We start from the raw sequence: 17866 nt of genomic DNA, 5'->3' as shown, positions 1-17866 counted from the left end.
GAAGAGGGCGTCGCCAAGCAGGGTGTTTGTCCGAGCCACCCAATGGAAAATCCGCTAGCCCCGGCGCAATGGTCGGTGAGACTAGCGGATGTGGTGAGCTTGCCGAGGCTGAACCGAGAGGGACTGCCGTTAGAAGACTACGCGCAGTACAGACACGGTAATGGCGGCGATGACTGCGGCGGCTGGGAGCGTAATAACCCACGCCAAGGCGATAGGCTTCATCAGGTTCCAATTTGCTGCTTTGTTGACAATGCCCACGCCCAACACGGCGCCGATGAGGATGTGGGTGGAAGAAACCGGAAGGCCCAAGATCGATGAACCCATCACTACAGCGGCGGCGGCAAGCTCAGCAGCGAAGCCGGAGGAGGGGTGCATTTGGGTTAGGCCCGAGCCCACGGTCTGAATCACGAAGCGGCCGATGAACCACAAGCCAGAAATCAGGGCAACGCCCATGGCAATCATGACGGCAACCGGCACGGCAGCCTCATCGTTTACTTGGCCGGTCTTGAGGACGTCAATAACCGCAGCGAAGGGGCCAATGGCATTGGCAATGTCGTTGGAACCGTGGGAGAAGGCGAAAGCGGAGGCGGTAAAGACCTGCATCCAAGAAAAGAGAAGGAAGGTGGATTTAGCCAGCGACTTCTTTTTCAGGGAGCGGGCGAAAATGAAGACGGCCATCCACACCACAGCGCCGACCATGCCCATGACCAGGAGGTTTTGAAGAACGCTGAAATCGAGTCCGGTGTGCTTGAGACCCTTGAACATCACCATGGCGGAAATGATGATGGCACCGATGGCGGCTAGTACCGGTACCCAGCTCTCCAGGGCGCGGTGAGCCTTGACATCATCCATGTCCTTGTTGAGGTTATACAGATCGCGGTAGTACTCAGATTCCAGCTGATCCGGATCGAAGTCTTCTTCCGCCACCAAGGCGGCGTCCCGGGCCATGGCGTTGGTGTAGCTAATCTGCTGGATCTCATTGAGGCGAGCAAAGCGAGTCTTGTGCTCTTGGCGCAGCTCCGCGCGACGGGTCTTGATTTCGCGCAGTTTTTGGTCCGCTTCCTCGTTGTAGACCAAGATTGAGGTCTTAATCCATTTGAACAGGATAAACGCGGCGAGACCGCCGAGGACAGGGGAGAGCACCCACGAGATGGCAATGGTGCCAATCTCGCCCCACTGCACCATGTTCCAGCTGCCCTTGCCGGTGACAAAGCCGACCGCTAGCGCACCGCCGACGATGCCGCCGACGATGGAGTGGGTGGTAGATACTGGCCACCCCATACGGGTGGCAACAAGGAGCCAGATGGCCGCACCCAAGAGGGACGCCATCATGATGTAGACAAACTCCATGGGGTCTAGCCCATCAATGGCGTCAAGGTCGACGATGCCAGAGCGCACGGTATCGGTAACTTCGCCGCCGGCGAGGATGGCGCCGGAGACCTCAAAGATGGCGGCGACAACGAGGGCCTGCTTCATAGACAGCGTTCCGGCGCCTACGGAGGTACCGAAGGAATTGGCGACGTCATTGCCGCCAATATTGAAGGCCATGAAAAGGGCGAAGAGAATGGCGGTGCCAAGGAGAATGGGCTTAGAGCCGTCGACGTAGTCGTGGCCCCAGACCATAAAGCCGATGAGGGTAAGGGCGGTAAGGCCGCCAAAGATGGCGTGCCAAATCCAGTCGTTGCCCTTGCCGTTGACGGCCTCAATGTCCGTCATGTGGGTGGTAGGGGTAGACACAGGTGGAACCTTTCGGGAAAGCGTGCACAAGAGGTATGCCCGCGCTTCTCAGCGAGGCGTATAGGATTCTCAAAAGAAATTCTTATGTAGAGAATGCACGCTCAGACTAAAGCCCCTAGGTTTCGGGAAAGTGAACTCAAGATGTGGAGTTCGTGAAAGCATTGTGGCTATTCGCGAACATAGTGGCCGCCGCTCTCGGTGACGGCCACGTTGTGAGTATTAGCCGCGGTAGGCGCCGCGCTCAAGGGTGTCGCATTGGGACATTTTGCCAGAGTTATATCCGGCGAGGAATGCCTTTTCACGCTGTTCGGAAGAACCATGCGTCCAGGAATCAGGCTCTACCTGGCCGCCGGAGCGGCGCTGGATATTGTCATCGCCCACCGCCTGGGCGGCCGCTACGGCGTCCGAGACCTGTTCTTTGGTGATTGGCTCAAGCAAGGGGTTATCACCCTTATCGGCATAGGAAGCCCACAGGCCTGCGTAGCAGTCAGCCTGTAGCTCGATCTTTACCGCGTTGGAATCGGCGCCTGGGTCGTTATAGTCCGACAGGCCGAGGGTGCCTTCAAGGTTTTGAATGTGGTGGCCGAACTCGTGCGCCACGATGTACATGCGGGCCAAAGGGGCATTTTCCGCGCCGAAGTTGCGCAGGGAATCAAAGAACGCGGTGTCGAAATAGGCGGACTCATCGCGCGGGCAGTAGAAGGGGCCAGTAGATGAAGACGCGGCGCCACAGCCGGTATTAACGCTGCCGTGGAAGACTACGCGCTCCGGTTCGGTGTATTGGATATCTGCCTGTTCCGGCAAGACCTTGGACCAGACGTTATCCACGCTGCGCCCGGTGAACTCTACGAGGCAATCATCTTTGGTGTTTCCATCTTCTGCAGTTTCGCATTCGGGGCTTTCACCCTGTGCAGCACCGTCGGATTGGGTCTGCTCGCTGCCCAGAATCGATCCCAAGTCTGAGGGATTGCCGCCCATAAGGAGGAAAAGGCCTACTAGAACAATTGAGCCGACGCCACCGCCAATGGCGATGCCACCACCGCCCCCACCCGAACGCGCTTCTTTGCCACCGAAATCGGCACCTGATCTAAAAGTCATGCCTAAATAGTGCCACATGGCCTCCTCATACACAGGATGAAGCTTGCTGGAAAGAGACTGAAGCAGGGAAACGGTGGCTCTTCTGCGGCCTTAGAGGTTAGCTTGCGCCTACCTTACTGCGCTCCGCGTACCGGTAGGGATGTAGAATTGTGCGCGTTCCTAGTCTTGTGCTTGGTTCGGCGCGCGCTGTTTACGCGTGGCAGGACCCGCAAGTGACACAATTTTCAGAAGGGATTGAACAACAGTGCTGCGTACCCACTTAGCTGGTGAACTCCGCAAAGAACTCGCAGGAGAGTCCGTCACCCTAACCGGTTGGGTCTCCCGCCGCCGCGATCACGGTGGTGTGATCTTCATTGATCTGCGCGATCGGTCCGGCATCGCTCAGGTTGTCTTCCGTGAATCTGACGTGGCGGAGCGCGCCCACGACCTGCGTTCCGAATACTGCGTTAAGGTCACTGGTACCGTGGAGCCTCGCCCAGAAGGCTCGGAAAACCCCAACCTGCCGTCCGGTGAGATTGAGGTCAACGTCGCGGATCTTGAGGTTCTGAATAAGTCCGCAGCGCTGCCATTCCAGATTGATGATCCTTCCACCTCAGGTGAGGTAGGCGAGGAGACTCGTCTGAAGTACCGCTACCTGGACCTGCGCCGCGAGCGCCAGGCACAGGCGCTGCGGCTTCGTTCTGCTGCCAACCGCGCGGCCCGCAAGGTACTGGATTCGCATGACTTTGCCGAGATCGAGACTCCAACCCTGACTCGTTCCACCCCGGAGGGCGCACGCGACTTCCTGGTTCCAGCACGTTTGAAGCCAGGCACCTGGTATGCACTGCCGCAGTCCCCGCAGCTTTTCAAGCAGCTGCTCATGGTCTCCGGCATGGAGCGCTATTACCAGATCGCGCGTTGCTACCGTGATGAGGACTTCCGCGCTGACCGCCAGCCGGAGTTTACCCAGCTGGACGTGGAGATGTCCTTCGTAGACCAGGACGATGTCATCGCCTTGGCGGAAGAGATCGTCACCGAGCTGTGGAAGCTCATCGGCTACGAGATCAAGACTCCGATCCCGCGCATGACCTACGCCGATGCGATGAAGTACTACGGTTCCGATAAACCGGACCTGCGCTTTGACATCAAGATTGTGGAGTGCACCGAGTTCTTCAAGGACACCACCTTCCGCGTCTTCCAGAACGAATACGTCGGCGCCGTGGTTATGGAAGGCGGCGCCTCCCAGCCGCGCCGTCAGTTCGATGCTTGGCAGGATTGGGCGAAGCAGCGTGGCGCCAAGGGTCTGGCCTACATCACCGTGGGCGAGGACGGCACCTTGGGCGGTCCGGTGGCTAAGAACATTACCGACGCCGAGCGCGAGGGCATTGCAGAGCACGTCGGCGCTAAGCCGGGCGACGCCATCTTCTTTGCCGCCGGTGACACCAAGTCTTCCCGCGCCCTGTTGGGCGCTGCACGTGGCGAGATTGCAAAGAAGCTGGACCTTATCAAGGAAGGCGACTGGGCCTTTACCTGGGTTGTAGACGCTCCGCTTTTTGAACCTTCCGCTGATGCGACTGCTTCCGGCGACGTCGCTTTGGGCCACTCTAAGTGGACCGCGGTTCACCACGCCTTTACCTCCCCGAAGCCGGAGTACCTGGACAACTTTGACCAGAACCCGGGCGAGGCGCTGGCGTACGCCTATGACATTGTCTGCAACGGCAACGAGATTGGCGGCGGCTCCATCCGTATCCACCAGCCGGACGTGCAGAAGCGCGTCTTCGACGTCATGGGAATCGGTGATGAGGAGGCTCAGGAGAAGTTCGGCTTCCTGCTCGATGCTTTCCAGTACGGCGCCCCACCACACGGCGGCATTGCCTTCGGCTGGGACCGCATCGTCTCCCTGCTGGGCGGCTTCGACTCCATCCGCGACGTCATTGCGTTCCCGAAGTCCGGAGGCGGCGTGGATCCGCTTACCGACGCCCCGGCGGCTATCCCTGCCGCACAGCGTAAGGAGACCGGCGTAGACTACAAGCCGGAAAAGAAGAAGGAACAGGACAAGGCCGGCTCCACTACGGCCGAGACTGCTGAGGAGAAGTAAGCGGGTAGCTTAATCCTCGGCCTTTCAGGCGCACCGTGCGGGGCACATCGTTGGCCGCGGCAATTTCGCTGCGGGCGAACTTGTGACCCCGCTTTGGTGTGAGGGGGCATACTGGATAGAACTATGGTTGATAACGAAGCTGTGCTATCACCCGAGGATGTCATCAAGGCCGCCTCGGAGATGTTGTCGCGCCGTTTTGGTGGTACCCCGGAGATGTCGAGCGTGGAGCGCTTGGACGGTTCCGGCAATGCAATGGTCTTGCGCGCTAGGATCGCCCCCGGAGCCTTCCTGCCGCACCGCTCGGTAGTTATTAAGTACAACCCGGTTACCGGTTATGGTGTCGATGATGCTGCGATGCTGCGCGAGGTTGTGGCTTATCAGTTCACCACCGCGTTATCTGAGGACGTGCGTCCCGGCCCCGTGCTTCTTGCCCACGATCTGGAGCAGCGCATTATTGTGTTGACGGACTTGGGTGAGGGCGAAACGCTTGCCGACGTCCTTGTACAGTCCACCGATGATGGCCGCGTGCGGGTATTGCGCTCGCTAGGCAGTGCGTTGGGGCACATGCACGCTGGAACCGCGGGCCACGAGCAAGATTATGAAACCCTACTGAATAGGATGCTGCGCAAGAATCCGGACTTGGCTCCGCACCAGTCCGTGCGCGATGAGGCGCTGGAGCGCTCCATTGGCATCGGTCTCGACTTGCTGGATAAAGCCGGGCTTGAGGCACCCGTCAGCTTCCGGGAGCTAGCGGGGCAAGCCGCTCGATCTCTGGCATCCGGCAAGGACCGGGCATTTACTCCCTTCGACCTTTCGCCGGATAACATTATTGTGTCTCATCGCCTGCACTTCTTGGACTATGAATGGGCAGGATTCCGCAATGTTGGCTTCGACGTAGCCTGCGTTATCGCCGGCTTCCCACAGTTCCTGTTCTCCAAGCCGATCACGGACGAAGAGGCAGATATCTTCATCTCTGCTTGGTGTCGTGCCGTATCTGAGGTGTGGCCGCTATTTTCTAATGCGGAAGAAATCCACGGCCTTATCGTGGCGTCGCTCATTGGCTGGGCGCTATCGAGCGTGACCACGATGCACGCCGGCGGCATCGAAGGCCTGGTTGCCCTAGCCAGGGGAGAAGCCGAGGTCGTCCATGATCCGCAGCGCTCCATTTTGCGTCCGGCCGACCACGGCCCGTTTACGGAAGATGAATTGCTCGTGCGCCGCGACCTCTATGAAACCTTTGAGGCGCTATCCCGGTATGCCGCGCGCTGCGATGGCCCCGCTTGTGCACCCATCGCAGAATTTGGCAGCACCATTGCGCGCCGCTTGGATGACGAATAGACAATCACGGTGTGCCCGCACCCTTATAGGAGGTAGCTTTCCAGTGTCTCAAGACTCATTATTTGGCGGGCCCACTTCGGACCACAGCGCGTCGCCGCTGCCCGGGAAGAACCTTTTCGCCACCCACGCCGGGTCCCCACTGGCGGCGCGCATGCGTCCCCAAAACCTAGATGAAGTGGTCGGGCAAGACCATCTCTTGGCCCCCGGAAAGCCATTGCGTCGCCTCGTGGAAGGCTCAGGCGAGGCCTCCGTCATCTTGTACGGGCCGCCGGGCACCGGCAAGACCACCATTGCCTCGCTCATTGCCAGCCAAATGGGGCAGAACTTCGTGGGCCTCTCCGCCCTCGATTCGGGCGTCAAGCAGGTCCGCGAGGTCATCACCCACGCCCGGCAAGAGCTCATTCAAGGCCGGCGGACCGTGCTCTTTATTGATGAGGTGCACCGCTTTTCCAAAACCCAGCAGGACGCACTCCTCGCAGCCGTGGAAAATCGCACGGTATTGCTCGTAGCGGCAACTACGGAAAACCCTTCCTTCTCCGTCGTCGCGCCGCTTTTGTCGCGTTCGCTGCTGTTGCAATTGCATTCGCTAAGCGATGATGACCTGAGAGGCGTCGCTAAGCGTGCGCTCGAAAGCGACCGTGGCCTAGGTGAGCGCAACATTCGAATTACCGATGAAGCCTTGGACCAGTTGGTACTCCTCGCCGGCGGCGATGCGCGGCGCACGCTGACCTATCTTGAGGCCGCGGCCGAAGCAGTTGACGCTGGCGGGGAAATTACCCCACAAACGGTCACGGACAATGTCAATAAGGCAGTGGTGCGCTACGACCGCGACGGCGACCAACACTATGACGTGGTTTCTGCCTTTATTAAGTCCATCCGCGGCTCCGACGTGGATGCCGCGCTGCATTATCTCGCCCGCATGGTAGAGGCCGGGGAGGACCCGCGCTTTATTGCCCGGCGGCTCATTGTGCACGCCTCTGAGGACATCGGCATGGCTGATCCAACCGCGCTCCAGGTGGCCGTGGCGGCGGCCGAGGCCGCTCAGCTCATTGGCATGCCAGAAGCCCGAATCCCGCTCGCGCAAGCCACCATCCACCTGGCCACCGCGCCAAAATCGCCCTCGGTCATTTCTGCCATCACGCAAGCGCAAACCGATGTAGCCGCTGGCAAGGTGGGCCACGTGCCACCGCATCTGCGCGATGGGCACTATGAGGGTGCCAAGCGGATGGGAAATGCCGTGGGCTATGTCTATCCCCACGATGATCCCCGCGGCGTAGTGGAGCAGCAGTACCTGCCCGATGAGCTGGAGGGTTCGGTTTACTATGAACCCACCGATCACGGGGCTGAGAAGCGAGTTTATGACTATATTGGCCGCTTGCGCAGCATTATTCGTGGCAAGCGCGGCCCAGGCAAAAACGCTCGCCGGCCTCGCTGATCCCCACCGATGGGAAATCGCTGTGCAGCGAAGGGTAGAGTTGGGCGGGTTAGAAACTTCTTGATAGAAGATGAAAGCTCAGACAGTTAGGATTGTTGCTCGTGAAGACTCATGAGATCCGGGAACGGTTTACCCAGCACTTCGTCAATTCTGGTCACGAGGCAGTACCAAGCGCCTCGCTGATCCTGGATGACCCTAACCTGCTTTTCGTTAATGCCGGCATGGTTCCGTTTAAGCCCTATTTCTTGGGCCAGCAGAACCCGCCCTTTGCCAAGGGCCTTGCCACTTCCATCCAAAAGTGCGTACGTACCTTAGACATTGATGAGGTGGGTATTACCACCCGCCACAACACCTTCTTCCAGATGGCCGGCAACTTCTCCTTTGGCCAGTACTTCAAGGAAGGCGCCATCACCAATGCGTGGACCTTGCTTACCGGCTCCGTTGATGAGGGAGGCTTTGGCCTAGACCCAGAGCGTTTGTGGGTCACGGTTTACCTGGATGATGATGAGGCCGCCGAGATTTGGCGCGACAAGATCGGTGTTCCAGAAGAGCGCATTCAGCGCCTCGGCATGGAAGACAACTACTGGTCCATGGGCATCCCTGGGCCCTGTGGCCCGTGCTCCGAGATTTATTATGACCGCGGTCCGGAGTACGGCAAGGACGGCGGCCCGATTGCCGATGACAACCGTTACATGGAGATCTGGAACTTGGTCTTCATGCAAAATGAGCGCGGCGAGGGCATTGGCAAGGGCAACTTTGAGATCGTCGGCGAGCTGCCCAAGAAGAACATCGATACCGGCCTGGGCATCGAGCGCGTGGCCTGCATCTTGCAGGACGTAGACAATGTCTATGAAACGGACCTGCTGCGCCCAGTTATTGACGTAGCTGAAGAGCTTACCGGTGCCACTTATGGCGATAAGGCATCCCACGAAGACAACATCCGCTTCCGCGTGGTAGCTGACCACTCCCGTACCGGCATGATGCTCATCCTGGATGGCGTGACCCCGGGCAATGAGGGCCGCGGGTACATCCTGCGCCGCCTGCTGCGTCGCATTATCCGTTCCGCCAAGCTGCTGGGCGCTAAGGGCGCGACTATGGAACGCTTCATGAATACGGTCATGGACACCATGACCCCGTCTTACCCGGAGATTGCGGACAACCGCGAGCGCATCCTGCGCGTTGCCGTGAATGAGGAAAAGGCCTTCCTGAAGACCCTCGAGTCCGGCACGCGCCTCTTCGATGATGCCGTCCAGGAGCTCAAGTCCACTTCCCGCGCGAAGACCGCAAAGGTGCTGCCGGGCGAGAAGGCCTTTGAACTGCACGATACCTACGGTTTCCCCATCGACTTGACCTTGGAGATGGCCCAGGAAGCCGGCCTTGAGGTCGACATGGATGGCTTTAACGACGCCATGGGCGAGCAGCGCCGCCGCGCCAAGGCCGATAACCAGGCCAAGAAGCACGGCCACACCGACCTTTCCCTCTACCGCGACTGGGTAGACAATAATCCCACCGTCTTCACCGGCTTTGAGGAGCTTACTTCCAACGCCCGCGTGATCGGCCTCGTCCGCGGCGGCGAAAAGGTCGACCAGGTGCACGAGGGCGAGCAGGTTGAGGTCATCTTGGACCACACCCCGCTGTACGCCGAAGCAGGCGGCCAGATGGCAGACCGCGGCCGCATTATGGCCGGTGAGTCTTTGCTAGAGGTCAACGACGTTCAAAAGATTGGCAAGAAGCTGTGGGTACACAAGGCCACGGTTACCGCTGGCGGCCTTGACTTGGGTATGTCCGTTGAAGCGGCCGTCGACGAGCAGTGGCGCCACGGTGCTACCCAGGCACACTCTGCTACGCACCTCATTCACGCCGCACTGCGCCAGGTGCTTGGCCCCACCGCCGTCCAGGCCGGCTCCATGAACCGCCCGGGCTACCTGCGCTTTGACTTCAACTACTCCGAGCAGCTCAGCCAGGCACAGCTGGAGGAGATTGCTTTGATTACCAACCAGGCAATCGACTCCAACTTTGCGGTTAACACCATTGAGACCTCCCTGGAGGAGGCCAAGGCCATGGGAGCTATGGCACTATTCGGTGAGAACTACGGCAAGGAAGTCCGGGTAGTAGAAATCGGCGGACCGTTCTCCATCGAGCTCTGCGGCGGAACCCACGTTGGTTCCTCCGCTGAAATCGGACCGGTGTCCGTGCTGGGTGAGTCCTCCGTTGGCTCTGGTGCTCGCCGCATCGAGGCCTACTCTGGTTTGGATGCCTTCCGTTACTACTCCAAGGAAACTGCCTTGGTAGAAGGCGTGTCCCGCGAGCTCAAGGTGCAGACCGAGGATTTGCCGGATCGCATCGCGCAGCTGTCTGAAAAGCTCAAGGCAGCGGAGAAGGAAATTGAAACCCTGCGCAAGCAACAGCTGGCTGCGCGTGCCACCGAGTTCGTCAGCGCAGCCAAGGACATTAATGGATTCAAGGTCATTGCGCTGACCTTGCCGGAAGGCACCACTGGCGGGGACCTGCGCACCGTTGCTACGGACCTGCGCAACCGCCTGCGCGAGGAAGAAGCCGTTATCGTCTTGGGTGCCGAGGATAAGGGTAAGTTCCCGTTCATCGCGGCGGCTACGGACAAGGCCGTTGGACGCGGCGTGAAGTCCGGGGACATTGTGAAGCAGTTTGGCCAGTACGTCGACGGTCGTGGCGGCGGTAAGCCGGATATGGCTCAGGGCTCTGGTTCTACTGCAGCCGGTGCTGAGCGCGGCTTTGCAGCCGTCAAGGACATGCTCGAGTCCCTATAGGAGTTCGACCGTGGCAAAAGTGGAACCAGATACCCCCGGAGTTGATGACCCGGGGCAGGGCCGCCGGATCGCACTCGATGTCGGTACGGTGCGTATTGGCGTGGCAGTGTCCAATAGGGAAGCAACGCTTGCCACTCCAGTGGAGACCGTGCACCGGGAAACCGGGTTCAAGGATCGCGATAAGGGCGATATTGACCGCATCTTGGAACTCATTGATTCCTACGATGCAGTTGAGGTCATCGTAGGGTTGCCACGGGACTTGCAGGGAAATGGGTCCAAAAGCGTAAAACATGCTAAAGAAATTGCGTTTCGCATCCGCCGTCGGTTGAATCGAGATGCAAATATAGATAAAGTTCCACCACCAATACGTTTGGCTGATGAGCGTCTGACTACCGTGGCAGCAACCACCGCGCTGCGCGCGTCCGGCGTGTCCGAGAAGAAGGGCCGTAAAGTCATCGACCAAGCAGCAGCGGTGGAGATATTGCAGACTTGGTTAGATGGGCGCGCGAACGCGCTACGCTCCCATGATGCAATAGACCAGCCTTCAGACTCAGGAGACTAAAACACGTGAGCCGTAACCAAGAACGCCTCGGCCGATCGATGGAGCCGAAATACGTCAAGCGCCGCCAGCGCGGCATTGCCGTTGTCATTGCGTCCATCATCGTTATCCTTGGCGCCCTTATCTACATCGGATTCCGCCTCGGCAATACCTCCGCCGATTATGAAGGAACCGGCAACGGTACCACCCAGCTGGTGGAGGTGCCGGAAGGCTCGTCCATGTCCGAGCTCGGACCTGCATTGGTAGAAAAGAATGTGGTGAAGACGAAAGACGCTTTCGATTCTGCTGCGTCGATGAACCACAGTGCGAGCCAAATCCAGCCGGGTTTCTACCGTCTGCAGGAAGAAATGAGCGCAGACGCAGCGGTCGAGGCATTGCTGGATGAGAATAACCGCGTGGACATGCTCGAGGTGCAAGGTGGTGCCACCTTGGAGGACGTCAAGGTTGTGGGCGGAGACGTTCGCTACGGCATTTACTCCCTGATTTCTGAGGTCAGCTGCAACGATGGCAACTGCCTGAAGAAGGAGGACCTAGAAAAGGTTGCCGCCGAAACCGACCCAGCCGAGCTGGGCGCACCGGAGTGGGCCTTGGACGCTATTAATAAGCGCGGCAATGACCCCAAGCGCATTGAGGGCCTCATTGCCCCAGGCCAGTACGTCCTGGATCCCAACATGGAGGCCAAGGACATCCTCAAGGATCTCATCACCCGCTCCACCAAGCGTTACAACGAAACCAATATTGAAGAACGCGCAAAGGCCATTGGGCTGAGCCCATATGAGCTGCTTACTTCCGCTTCCTTGGTGGAGCGTGAGGCCCCAGCGGGTGAGTTCGACAAGGTTGCCCGCGTTATCCTCAACCGCTTGGACGAGCCAATGCGCCTGGAGTTTGACTCCACCGTGAACTACGGCTTGGAAGACGTTGAGCTGGCCACCACCGATGAGGCCCGTGGGGAGAAGACCCCGTGGAATACCTACGCGAAGGAAGGCCTGCCGGACACTCCGATTGCATCTCCATCCGATGAGGCTATTCAGGCAATGGAGAAGCCAGCTGAAGGTAATTGGAAGTTCTTCGTCACCGTGGACGAAGAAGGCACCACTGTCTTCTCGGATACCTACGATGAACACTTGGGTCGTGTGGATGATGCCATCCGTTCCGGCGTTCTCGATTCGAAGCGCGAGGGCGAAGGCGCTGGTTCCGGCAACGGCGACGCTGCTGCCGATCAACCGGCTCCTTAGAGTCCCGCTAGCCATGAAGGGGTAGATCATCATGCCACGCGCGGCAGTCTTGGGCAGTCCCATCGAGCACTCCTTGTCTCCGGTGCTCCACAATGCTGGCTACGAGGCAGCCGGGCTGGCAGGGTGGGAATACACTCGCTTCGAAACGACAGCAGAGGGTTTGCCGGAATTTGTAGAGAAAAGGGATCTAGATTTCGTCGGTTTCTCCGTCACCATGCCGGGCAAATTCGCCGCCCTACGCCTCGCAGATTCCGTGAGTGACCGCGCACAGCTGATTGGTTCGGCTAATACGTTGGTGCGTAGGGCAGATGGTTGGTTTGCAGACAATACCGACACCGAGGGCGTGCGCGGTGCCCTCGCAGAACTACTGGGGGATGAGCCAGTACGCCACGCGCTGCTGATCGGTGCAGGGGGCACCGCCCGCCCCGCGTTGTGGGCGCTTGCCGAGCGCGGAGCGGCTAACGTTACGGTTCTCAACCGTTCGGACCGTAGCACCGAGTTATTACCGCTTGCGCACGGATTAGGCCTGGAGCTTTCCTTTGCCGGCTTCGACGGGGACTTATCTGCGCTGTCTCGCGCAGCCGACGTCATCGTGTCTACCGTTCCAGCTGCAGCCTTGGAAGGCTATGTCTTTGACATCGCTCACGCACCGGTGCTGGATGTCATCTATGATCCATGGCCCACACCGCTAACTACATGTGCGGCGGCCAATGGGCACAAAACTATCGGCGGGCATGTCATGCTCGCGTACCAAGCGTTTAGCCAATTCGAGCAATTTACAGGGGTGGCCGCTCCGCGGGAAGAAATGTTGGACGCATTGAATGAGGAATTGCGGCGACGCTCGGAGAACACGCACTAGGTGAGGCGTCGGCAAGCGCGGGCCGCAACCGCGTGGGGGAAACGCAGCAGATTTCGCCATGCATGAGTAAGCGGTCAGCGCTTCCTCTAAGCGTGGCTTACTCTGAGCCCCGTGCTTATTTTCGGGGGAATTATCTATTGTTCCTGGGCAGCAGTGCTGTCTTGGTGGGACGTTCGGCAGCGCCGTTTGCCAGATTGGTTAACGCTGCCGGCAGCAGCGCTGTCGCTTACCGTTGCCAACTGGAGTGGACTGTGGTGGCCGGGGATATACCTCGTTCTGGGGCTGGCCCACGCAGGCGTGGGCGGAGGGGACATAAAACTCGCCCTGCCCTTGGGAATGCTGGTGGGGCATGTGGCGGGTTTTATGGGAGTGGTGGCGGCCAGTGGCTGCGCGTCTATGCTGACGCTTTTTTGGTCTGCGTGTACTGGGCAGAAGAAAAGCCCGCATGGCCCCGCGATGTTGCTTGCCGCGGCCGTTGTCGTGGTGTGTGCGCACCCTCTTTGAGGGGGTGGAAGAATATATTGCAGTGCCAAGTTCATACTGGATTGGCCATGCCGTGCGATAATACCCGCATGCTTCGTTGGACTACTGCAGGTGAATCCCACGGCCAGGCTCTCATTTCTATCCTGGAGCATATGCCCGCCGGGGTTCCTATCACCCGCGCCGATATTTCCCATCAGCTTTCCCGGCGCCGCCTGGGCTATGGCCGCGGTGCCCGTATGAAGTTTGAGGCTGATGAGGCCACCGTGCTGGGAGGAGTCCGCCACGGGCTCACCCTGGGTAGCCCCATCGCCATCATGATTGGCAATACGGAATGGCCGAAGTGGACCACTATCATGTCGCCTGACCCGTTGGATATGGACGATGAAGACAATATTAAGGCGATGAACTCGGGGCGTGGTGCCGCCTTGACTAGGCCGCGTCCGGGACACGCGGATTTTGCCGGAATGGTGAAATACCGCCACAGTGAAGCGCGGCCGGTTCTGGAGCGCTCTTCCGCCCGTGAGACTGCAGCGCGTGTGGCTGCCGCTACCGTTGCTCGCAATTTCCTGCGCGAAACCCTCGGCGTCGAGGTTTTCTCCCACGTCATTTCTATTGGCGCTTCCGAGCCTTATGAGGGGCCCACGCCAGCTTTCGCAGATATCGAAGCTATCGATGATTCGCCCGTACGCGCCTGCGATAAGGCGGCTGAAGCCTCCATGATCGCGGAAATCGAGACTGCAAAGAAGCAGGGCGATACCTTGGGCGGCATCGTCGAGGTCGTGGTGGATGGCCTGCCTATTGGGTTGGGCTCACACATTTCCGGCGATGACCGCTTGGACGCACAATTGGCCAGCGCTTTGATGGGGATTCAAGCTATCAAGGGCGTGGAAGTTGGTGATGGTTTTGCAGAGGCTCGTCGTCGTGGCTCCGCTGCCCACGATGAAATGGTGCGAACTGCAGACGGCGTATCCCGCCTCACCAACCGTGCAGGTGGCCTCGAAGGCGGCATGACTAATGGGCAACAATTGCGTGTGCGTGCGGCGATGAAGCCGATTTCCACCGTTCCGCGGGCACTGCGCACGATTGATATGGAATCCGGCGCTGATGCTACCGCGATCCACCAGCGTTCGGACGTTTGCGCCGTTCCAGCGGCCGGGGTGGTGGCGGAAGCCATGGTTGCCCTCGTTCTTGCGCGTGCTGTGCTTGAAAAATTCGGCGGGGATAGCCTCGAAGAAACTTTCCAGGCCATTGCTGCGTATGATAAATACGTTTCGGACCGTCTTGCTTTTAACCAGGAGTAGGTTATGACCACCCCAGCCGCTGTCACGGGGCAACCCCGTCCACGCGTTGTTTTGGTTGGCCCGCCGGGCGCGGGCAAATCCACCATTGGCCGCCGCCTTTCTCATGCCTTGAGCTGTGAATTGGTGGATTCGGATCACCTCATCGAACAGGCAAAGCAAAAGCCTTGTGGAGAAGTCTTTGGCGAGCTCAGGGAACCGGACTTCCGCGCGCTCGAAGCTGAGCACGTCGCTGCTGCCCTGCGCACGTCTGGGGTCGTCAGCCTTGGCGGCGGGGCGGTGCTCACGGATTCCACCCGTGAACTACTGGAGCGCCATACCGTCATCTTCTTGGATATTTCCCCTGAAGAAGGTGTACGGCGCACCTCCGGCGATAGTAACCGGCCGGTTCTTGCGGCTGAGGATCCCCTTGAGCACTATCGCAGCCTCGTGGAAGCGCGGCGCCAGTATTACCTGGAAGTTGCCGATTACCGGGTACGCACCGATGCCCGGACCCCGCAGCAGGTAGTCGGCGATATTCTCGGCTTTCTCGATACCCTTTAAAAGCTCCTGCGCTAGCACTTGTTCCTCGCCACACCGGCTGGGCGGCGAACGGAAAGGACCACCCCATGCCCACGATTGCCGTTAATGGACCGCAGCCCTATGAAGTTCGCATTGGCGCCGGTTTAAACCAGGACATCGCACGGCGCTGCGTGGAGATTGGTGCCAACCAGGCGGGCATTGTCTTCCAGCCGCCGCTGCGTGCCGCGGCTGAGCACCTAGCCGAACTCGCTGCCGCGGAGGGAGTTTCGCCTACGCTTATCGATGTCCCCGATGCCGAGGCCGCCAAGCAGCTCAGCGTCATCGGTGGAGTATGGGATCAGCTGGGGGAGAAGGGCTTTAACCGCCGTGACGTCATCATCGGCCTGGGAGGTGGTGCCACCACCGATTTGGCGGGGTCTGCCGCGGCCGGGTGGATGCGTGGTATCAAGGTCATCCAGGTTCCTACCACGCTTTTGGCAATGGTTGACGCAGCCGTCGGCGGCAAAACCGGCATCAATACGGCAGCCGGGAAAAATCTGGTCGGAGCCTTCCACGAGCCGGATTCTGTATTTGTGGATCTGGAACGCCTTGAAACCCTGCCCACGGCAGAACTCGTGGCCGGTTCGGCAGAGATCATCAAGACTGGGTTCATCCATGACCCGGTAATCCTTGAGCACTATGAAAGTGATCCTTCCGCTTGTTTGGATCCGCAGGGCTTCCTTCCAGAACTGATTGCGCGCTCTATTGCGGTTAAGGCCGCGGTGGTAGGCGAGGACCTCAAAGAATCGGGACTGCGTGAAACGCTGAACTACGGCCATACCTTTGGCCATGCTGTGGAGCGCCATGAACATTACGAATGGCGCCATGGCAACGCGGTAGCGGTCGGCATGATGTTTATTGCCCACCTGTCGCAAGCGCGCGGCCTCATTGACACTGAACTTGTGGAAAAGCACCGCCGTATCCTGCACAGCATTGGGCTGCCGACGTCATATAGAGCAGGCCAGTTTGCAGACCTGCATGAGGCAATGACCCACGATAAGAAGAACCGCGACGGCAAGATTCGCTTTGTCGCTTTGACTGGGGTGGGCGAGACCACGCGCTTAGAAGGCCCCAGCACGGAAGAGCTAGAGGCGGCCTACGCCGCGATTTCGGAGTAGAAATGAAGATTATTGTACTCAATGGCCCGAACTTGAACCGCTTGGGAAAGCGGCAGCCGGATGTCTACGGCTCCACCACCTTGGCGGACGTAGAGAATATGGTCTCCTCTCGCGCCGCCGAGCACGGGGCAGAAGTAGAGTGCTTCCAGTCCAACCATGAGGGCGAGCTGATTGAGAAAGTACATGCCGCTGCGGATGCGGGGCACCCAGTGATTATCAACCCCGGCGGTTTTACCCATACCTCAGTGGCCCTGCGGGACGCCTTGGCAGAGGTCGCGGATGGAGCCGGATTCGTTGAGGTGCATATCTCTAATGTGCATGCGCGCGAGCCCTTCCGCCATCACTCTTATCTCAGCCCTATTGCCCGCGGCGTCATCGCCGGGTTGGGAGTTTTTGGCTACGTGGCGGCAGTGGATTACCTGTGCCAATAAGCACCCACGAACGGGCTGGATAGAAGCCGTGAAGAGATAAAGCGGCCCAACTGTGGTGGCGGCGTCGATATACTGGGTGGATACTTTCTACACCGCAGTCGACCCAGAAGGATGAAATCATGGCTTTGGCAGATACCCGCTTTAACGACCGGCGCCGCAAGCTTGCCGCGAAACTAGCCGCCCAGCGCATAGATGCCGTTCTGGTAACCCACCTCACGCACGTGCGCTACCTTTCGGGGTTCTCCGGTTCGAATGGCGGGCTGCTTTTGCGCAAGGATCTTACCGCGCAGGTTGCTACCGACGGCCGGTACACCACGCAGATCGCCCGCGAGGTTCCCGATCTGGAGGCTATCCAAGGCCGCGCGGTAGGAAAGGTGCTCCTCCAGCAGTTTGCCGATGTTGACGGCCCGGTCCGCGTGGGCTTCGAAGCCGACTATCTCACGGTCTCTGAGCTCAAGGACCTTGAAGACTCGGCTCCGGAGTCGGTCACCTTGGTCCCTGTTACTGGGGTGATTGAAAATATCCGCTTGGTCAAGGACCAACTTGAGCTAGAAAAGTTGGAAGAAATTGCCGCCCTGGCTAACCAGGCACTGGAAGACTTGCTTGCTGCAGGCGAGCTGCGTGCCGGCCGCACCGAGCGCCAGGTGGCCGCCGATTTGGAATACCGGATGCGCATGCTCGGCTCGGAGCGGGTGAGCTTCGATACCATCGTCGCCTCTGGCCCGAATTCGGCAATGCCGCACCATGGTGCCGATGACCGGACCATCGAGGACGGCGACCTTGTGACCATCGATTTCGGTGCGCACCTGCGCGGGTTCAACTCCGATTGCACCCGCACCTACGTCGTGGGC

The 17866-nt window shown here is 59.3% G+C and carries 15 protein-coding genes; 13 read left to right on the top strand and 2 right to left on the bottom strand.

Features of this window, described 5'->3' with window-relative positions:
• Positions 1–129: 129 nt before the first annotated feature.
• Both RAE04_RS00075 and RAE04_RS00070 read right to left on the bottom strand, forming a co-directional pair.
• Entirely contained in the window at positions 130–1716 is a 1587-nt protein-coding gene (locus tag RAE04_RS00075) for an anion permease (protein WP_317026259.1), read from the bottom strand.
• Between the two features lie 240 nt (positions 1717–1956).
• Entirely contained in the window at positions 1957–2835 is an 879-nt protein-coding gene (locus RAE04_RS00070; protein ID WP_317026010.1) for a neutral zinc metallopeptidase, read from the bottom strand.
• A 244-nt stretch (positions 2836–3079) separates the two neighbouring features.
• Between RAE04_RS00070 and aspS the strand changes: the two genes are divergently transcribed.
• From aspS to RAE04_RS00005, 13 genes are all read left to right on the top strand, one after another.
• The gene (aspS, locus tag RAE04_RS00065) at positions 3080–4912 is read left to right on the top strand and encodes an aspartate--tRNA ligase (RefSeq protein ID WP_317026009.1); all 1833 of its coding nucleotides are present in this window, start codon (positions 3080–3082) and stop codon (positions 4910–4912) included.
• Positions 4913–5035: 123 nt separating this feature from the next.
• Positions 5036–6250 (top strand): phosphotransferase, encoded by a 1215-nt coding sequence (locus RAE04_RS00060; protein ID WP_317026008.1) that lies wholly within the window; start codon positions 5036–5038, stop codon positions 6248–6250.
• 43 nt (positions 6251–6293) lie between these two features.
• Entirely contained in the window at positions 6294–7685 is a 1392-nt protein-coding gene (locus tag RAE04_RS00055; RefSeq protein ID WP_408933098.1) for a replication-associated recombination protein A, read from the top strand.
• A 101-nt stretch (positions 7686–7786) separates the two neighbouring features.
• Complete coding sequence (gene alaS / locus RAE04_RS00050; protein ID WP_317026007.1) at positions 7787–10471, top strand: alanine--tRNA ligase; 2685 nt, start codon at positions 7787–7789, stop codon at positions 10469–10471.
• Positions 10472–10481: 10 nt separating this feature from the next.
• On the top strand, positions 10482–11033 hold the full coding sequence (gene ruvX / locus RAE04_RS00045) for a Holliday junction resolvase RuvX (RefSeq protein WP_317026006.1): 552 nt from the start codon (positions 10482–10484) through the stop codon (positions 11031–11033).
• A 38-nt stretch (positions 11034–11071) separates the two neighbouring features.
• Positions 11072–12265 carry an endolytic transglycosylase MltG gene (gene mltG, locus RAE04_RS00040; RefSeq protein WP_317026257.1) on the top strand — a complete coding sequence of 398 codons (1194 nt, stop codon included), beginning with the start codon at positions 11072–11074 and terminating at the stop codon, positions 12263–12265.
• Between the two features lie 31 nt (positions 12266–12296).
• Positions 12297–13124 (top strand): shikimate dehydrogenase, encoded by an 828-nt coding sequence (locus RAE04_RS00035; RefSeq protein WP_317026005.1) that lies wholly within the window; start codon positions 12297–12299, stop codon positions 13122–13124.
• A 111-nt stretch (positions 13125–13235) separates the two neighbouring features.
• Positions 13236–13628 carry an A24 family peptidase gene (locus RAE04_RS00030; protein ID WP_317026004.1) on the top strand — a complete coding sequence of 131 codons (393 nt, stop codon included), beginning with the start codon at positions 13236–13238 and terminating at the stop codon, positions 13626–13628.
• 68 nt (positions 13629–13696) lie between these two features.
• Positions 13697–14908, top strand: coding sequence for a chorismate synthase (gene aroC / locus RAE04_RS00025; RefSeq protein WP_317026003.1), 1212 nt, complete (start codon positions 13697–13699; stop codon positions 14906–14908).
• A gap of 3 nt (positions 14909–14911) precedes the next feature.
• Positions 14912–15448 carry a shikimate kinase gene (locus tag RAE04_RS00020; protein ID WP_317026002.1) on the top strand — a complete coding sequence of 179 codons (537 nt, stop codon included), beginning with the start codon at positions 14912–14914 and terminating at the stop codon, positions 15446–15448.
• Between the two features lie 65 nt (positions 15449–15513).
• Positions 15514–16584: a 3-dehydroquinate synthase gene (gene aroB / locus RAE04_RS00015; RefSeq protein WP_317026001.1), complete on the top strand. Its 1071-nt coding sequence runs from the start codon at positions 15514–15516 to the stop codon at positions 16582–16584.
• 2 nt (positions 16585–16586) lie between these two features.
• Positions 16587–17015 carry a type II 3-dehydroquinate dehydratase gene (aroQ, locus tag RAE04_RS00010; protein ID WP_317026000.1) on the top strand — a complete coding sequence of 143 codons (429 nt, stop codon included), beginning with the start codon at positions 16587–16589 and terminating at the stop codon, positions 17013–17015.
• Between the two features lie 119 nt (positions 17016–17134).
• On the top strand, positions 17135–17866 hold a 732-nt coding region (locus tag RAE04_RS00005), incomplete at its 3' end, for a Xaa-Pro peptidase family protein (protein WP_317025999.1).

The sequence above is a fragment of the Corynebacterium sp. CTNIH16 genome, assembly GCF_032821655.1.
Taxonomy (GTDB): domain Bacteria; phylum Actinomycetota; class Actinomycetes; order Mycobacteriales; family Mycobacteriaceae; genus Corynebacterium; species Corynebacterium marquesiae.
This window is presented reverse-complemented; position numbering and strand designations above follow the sequence as displayed.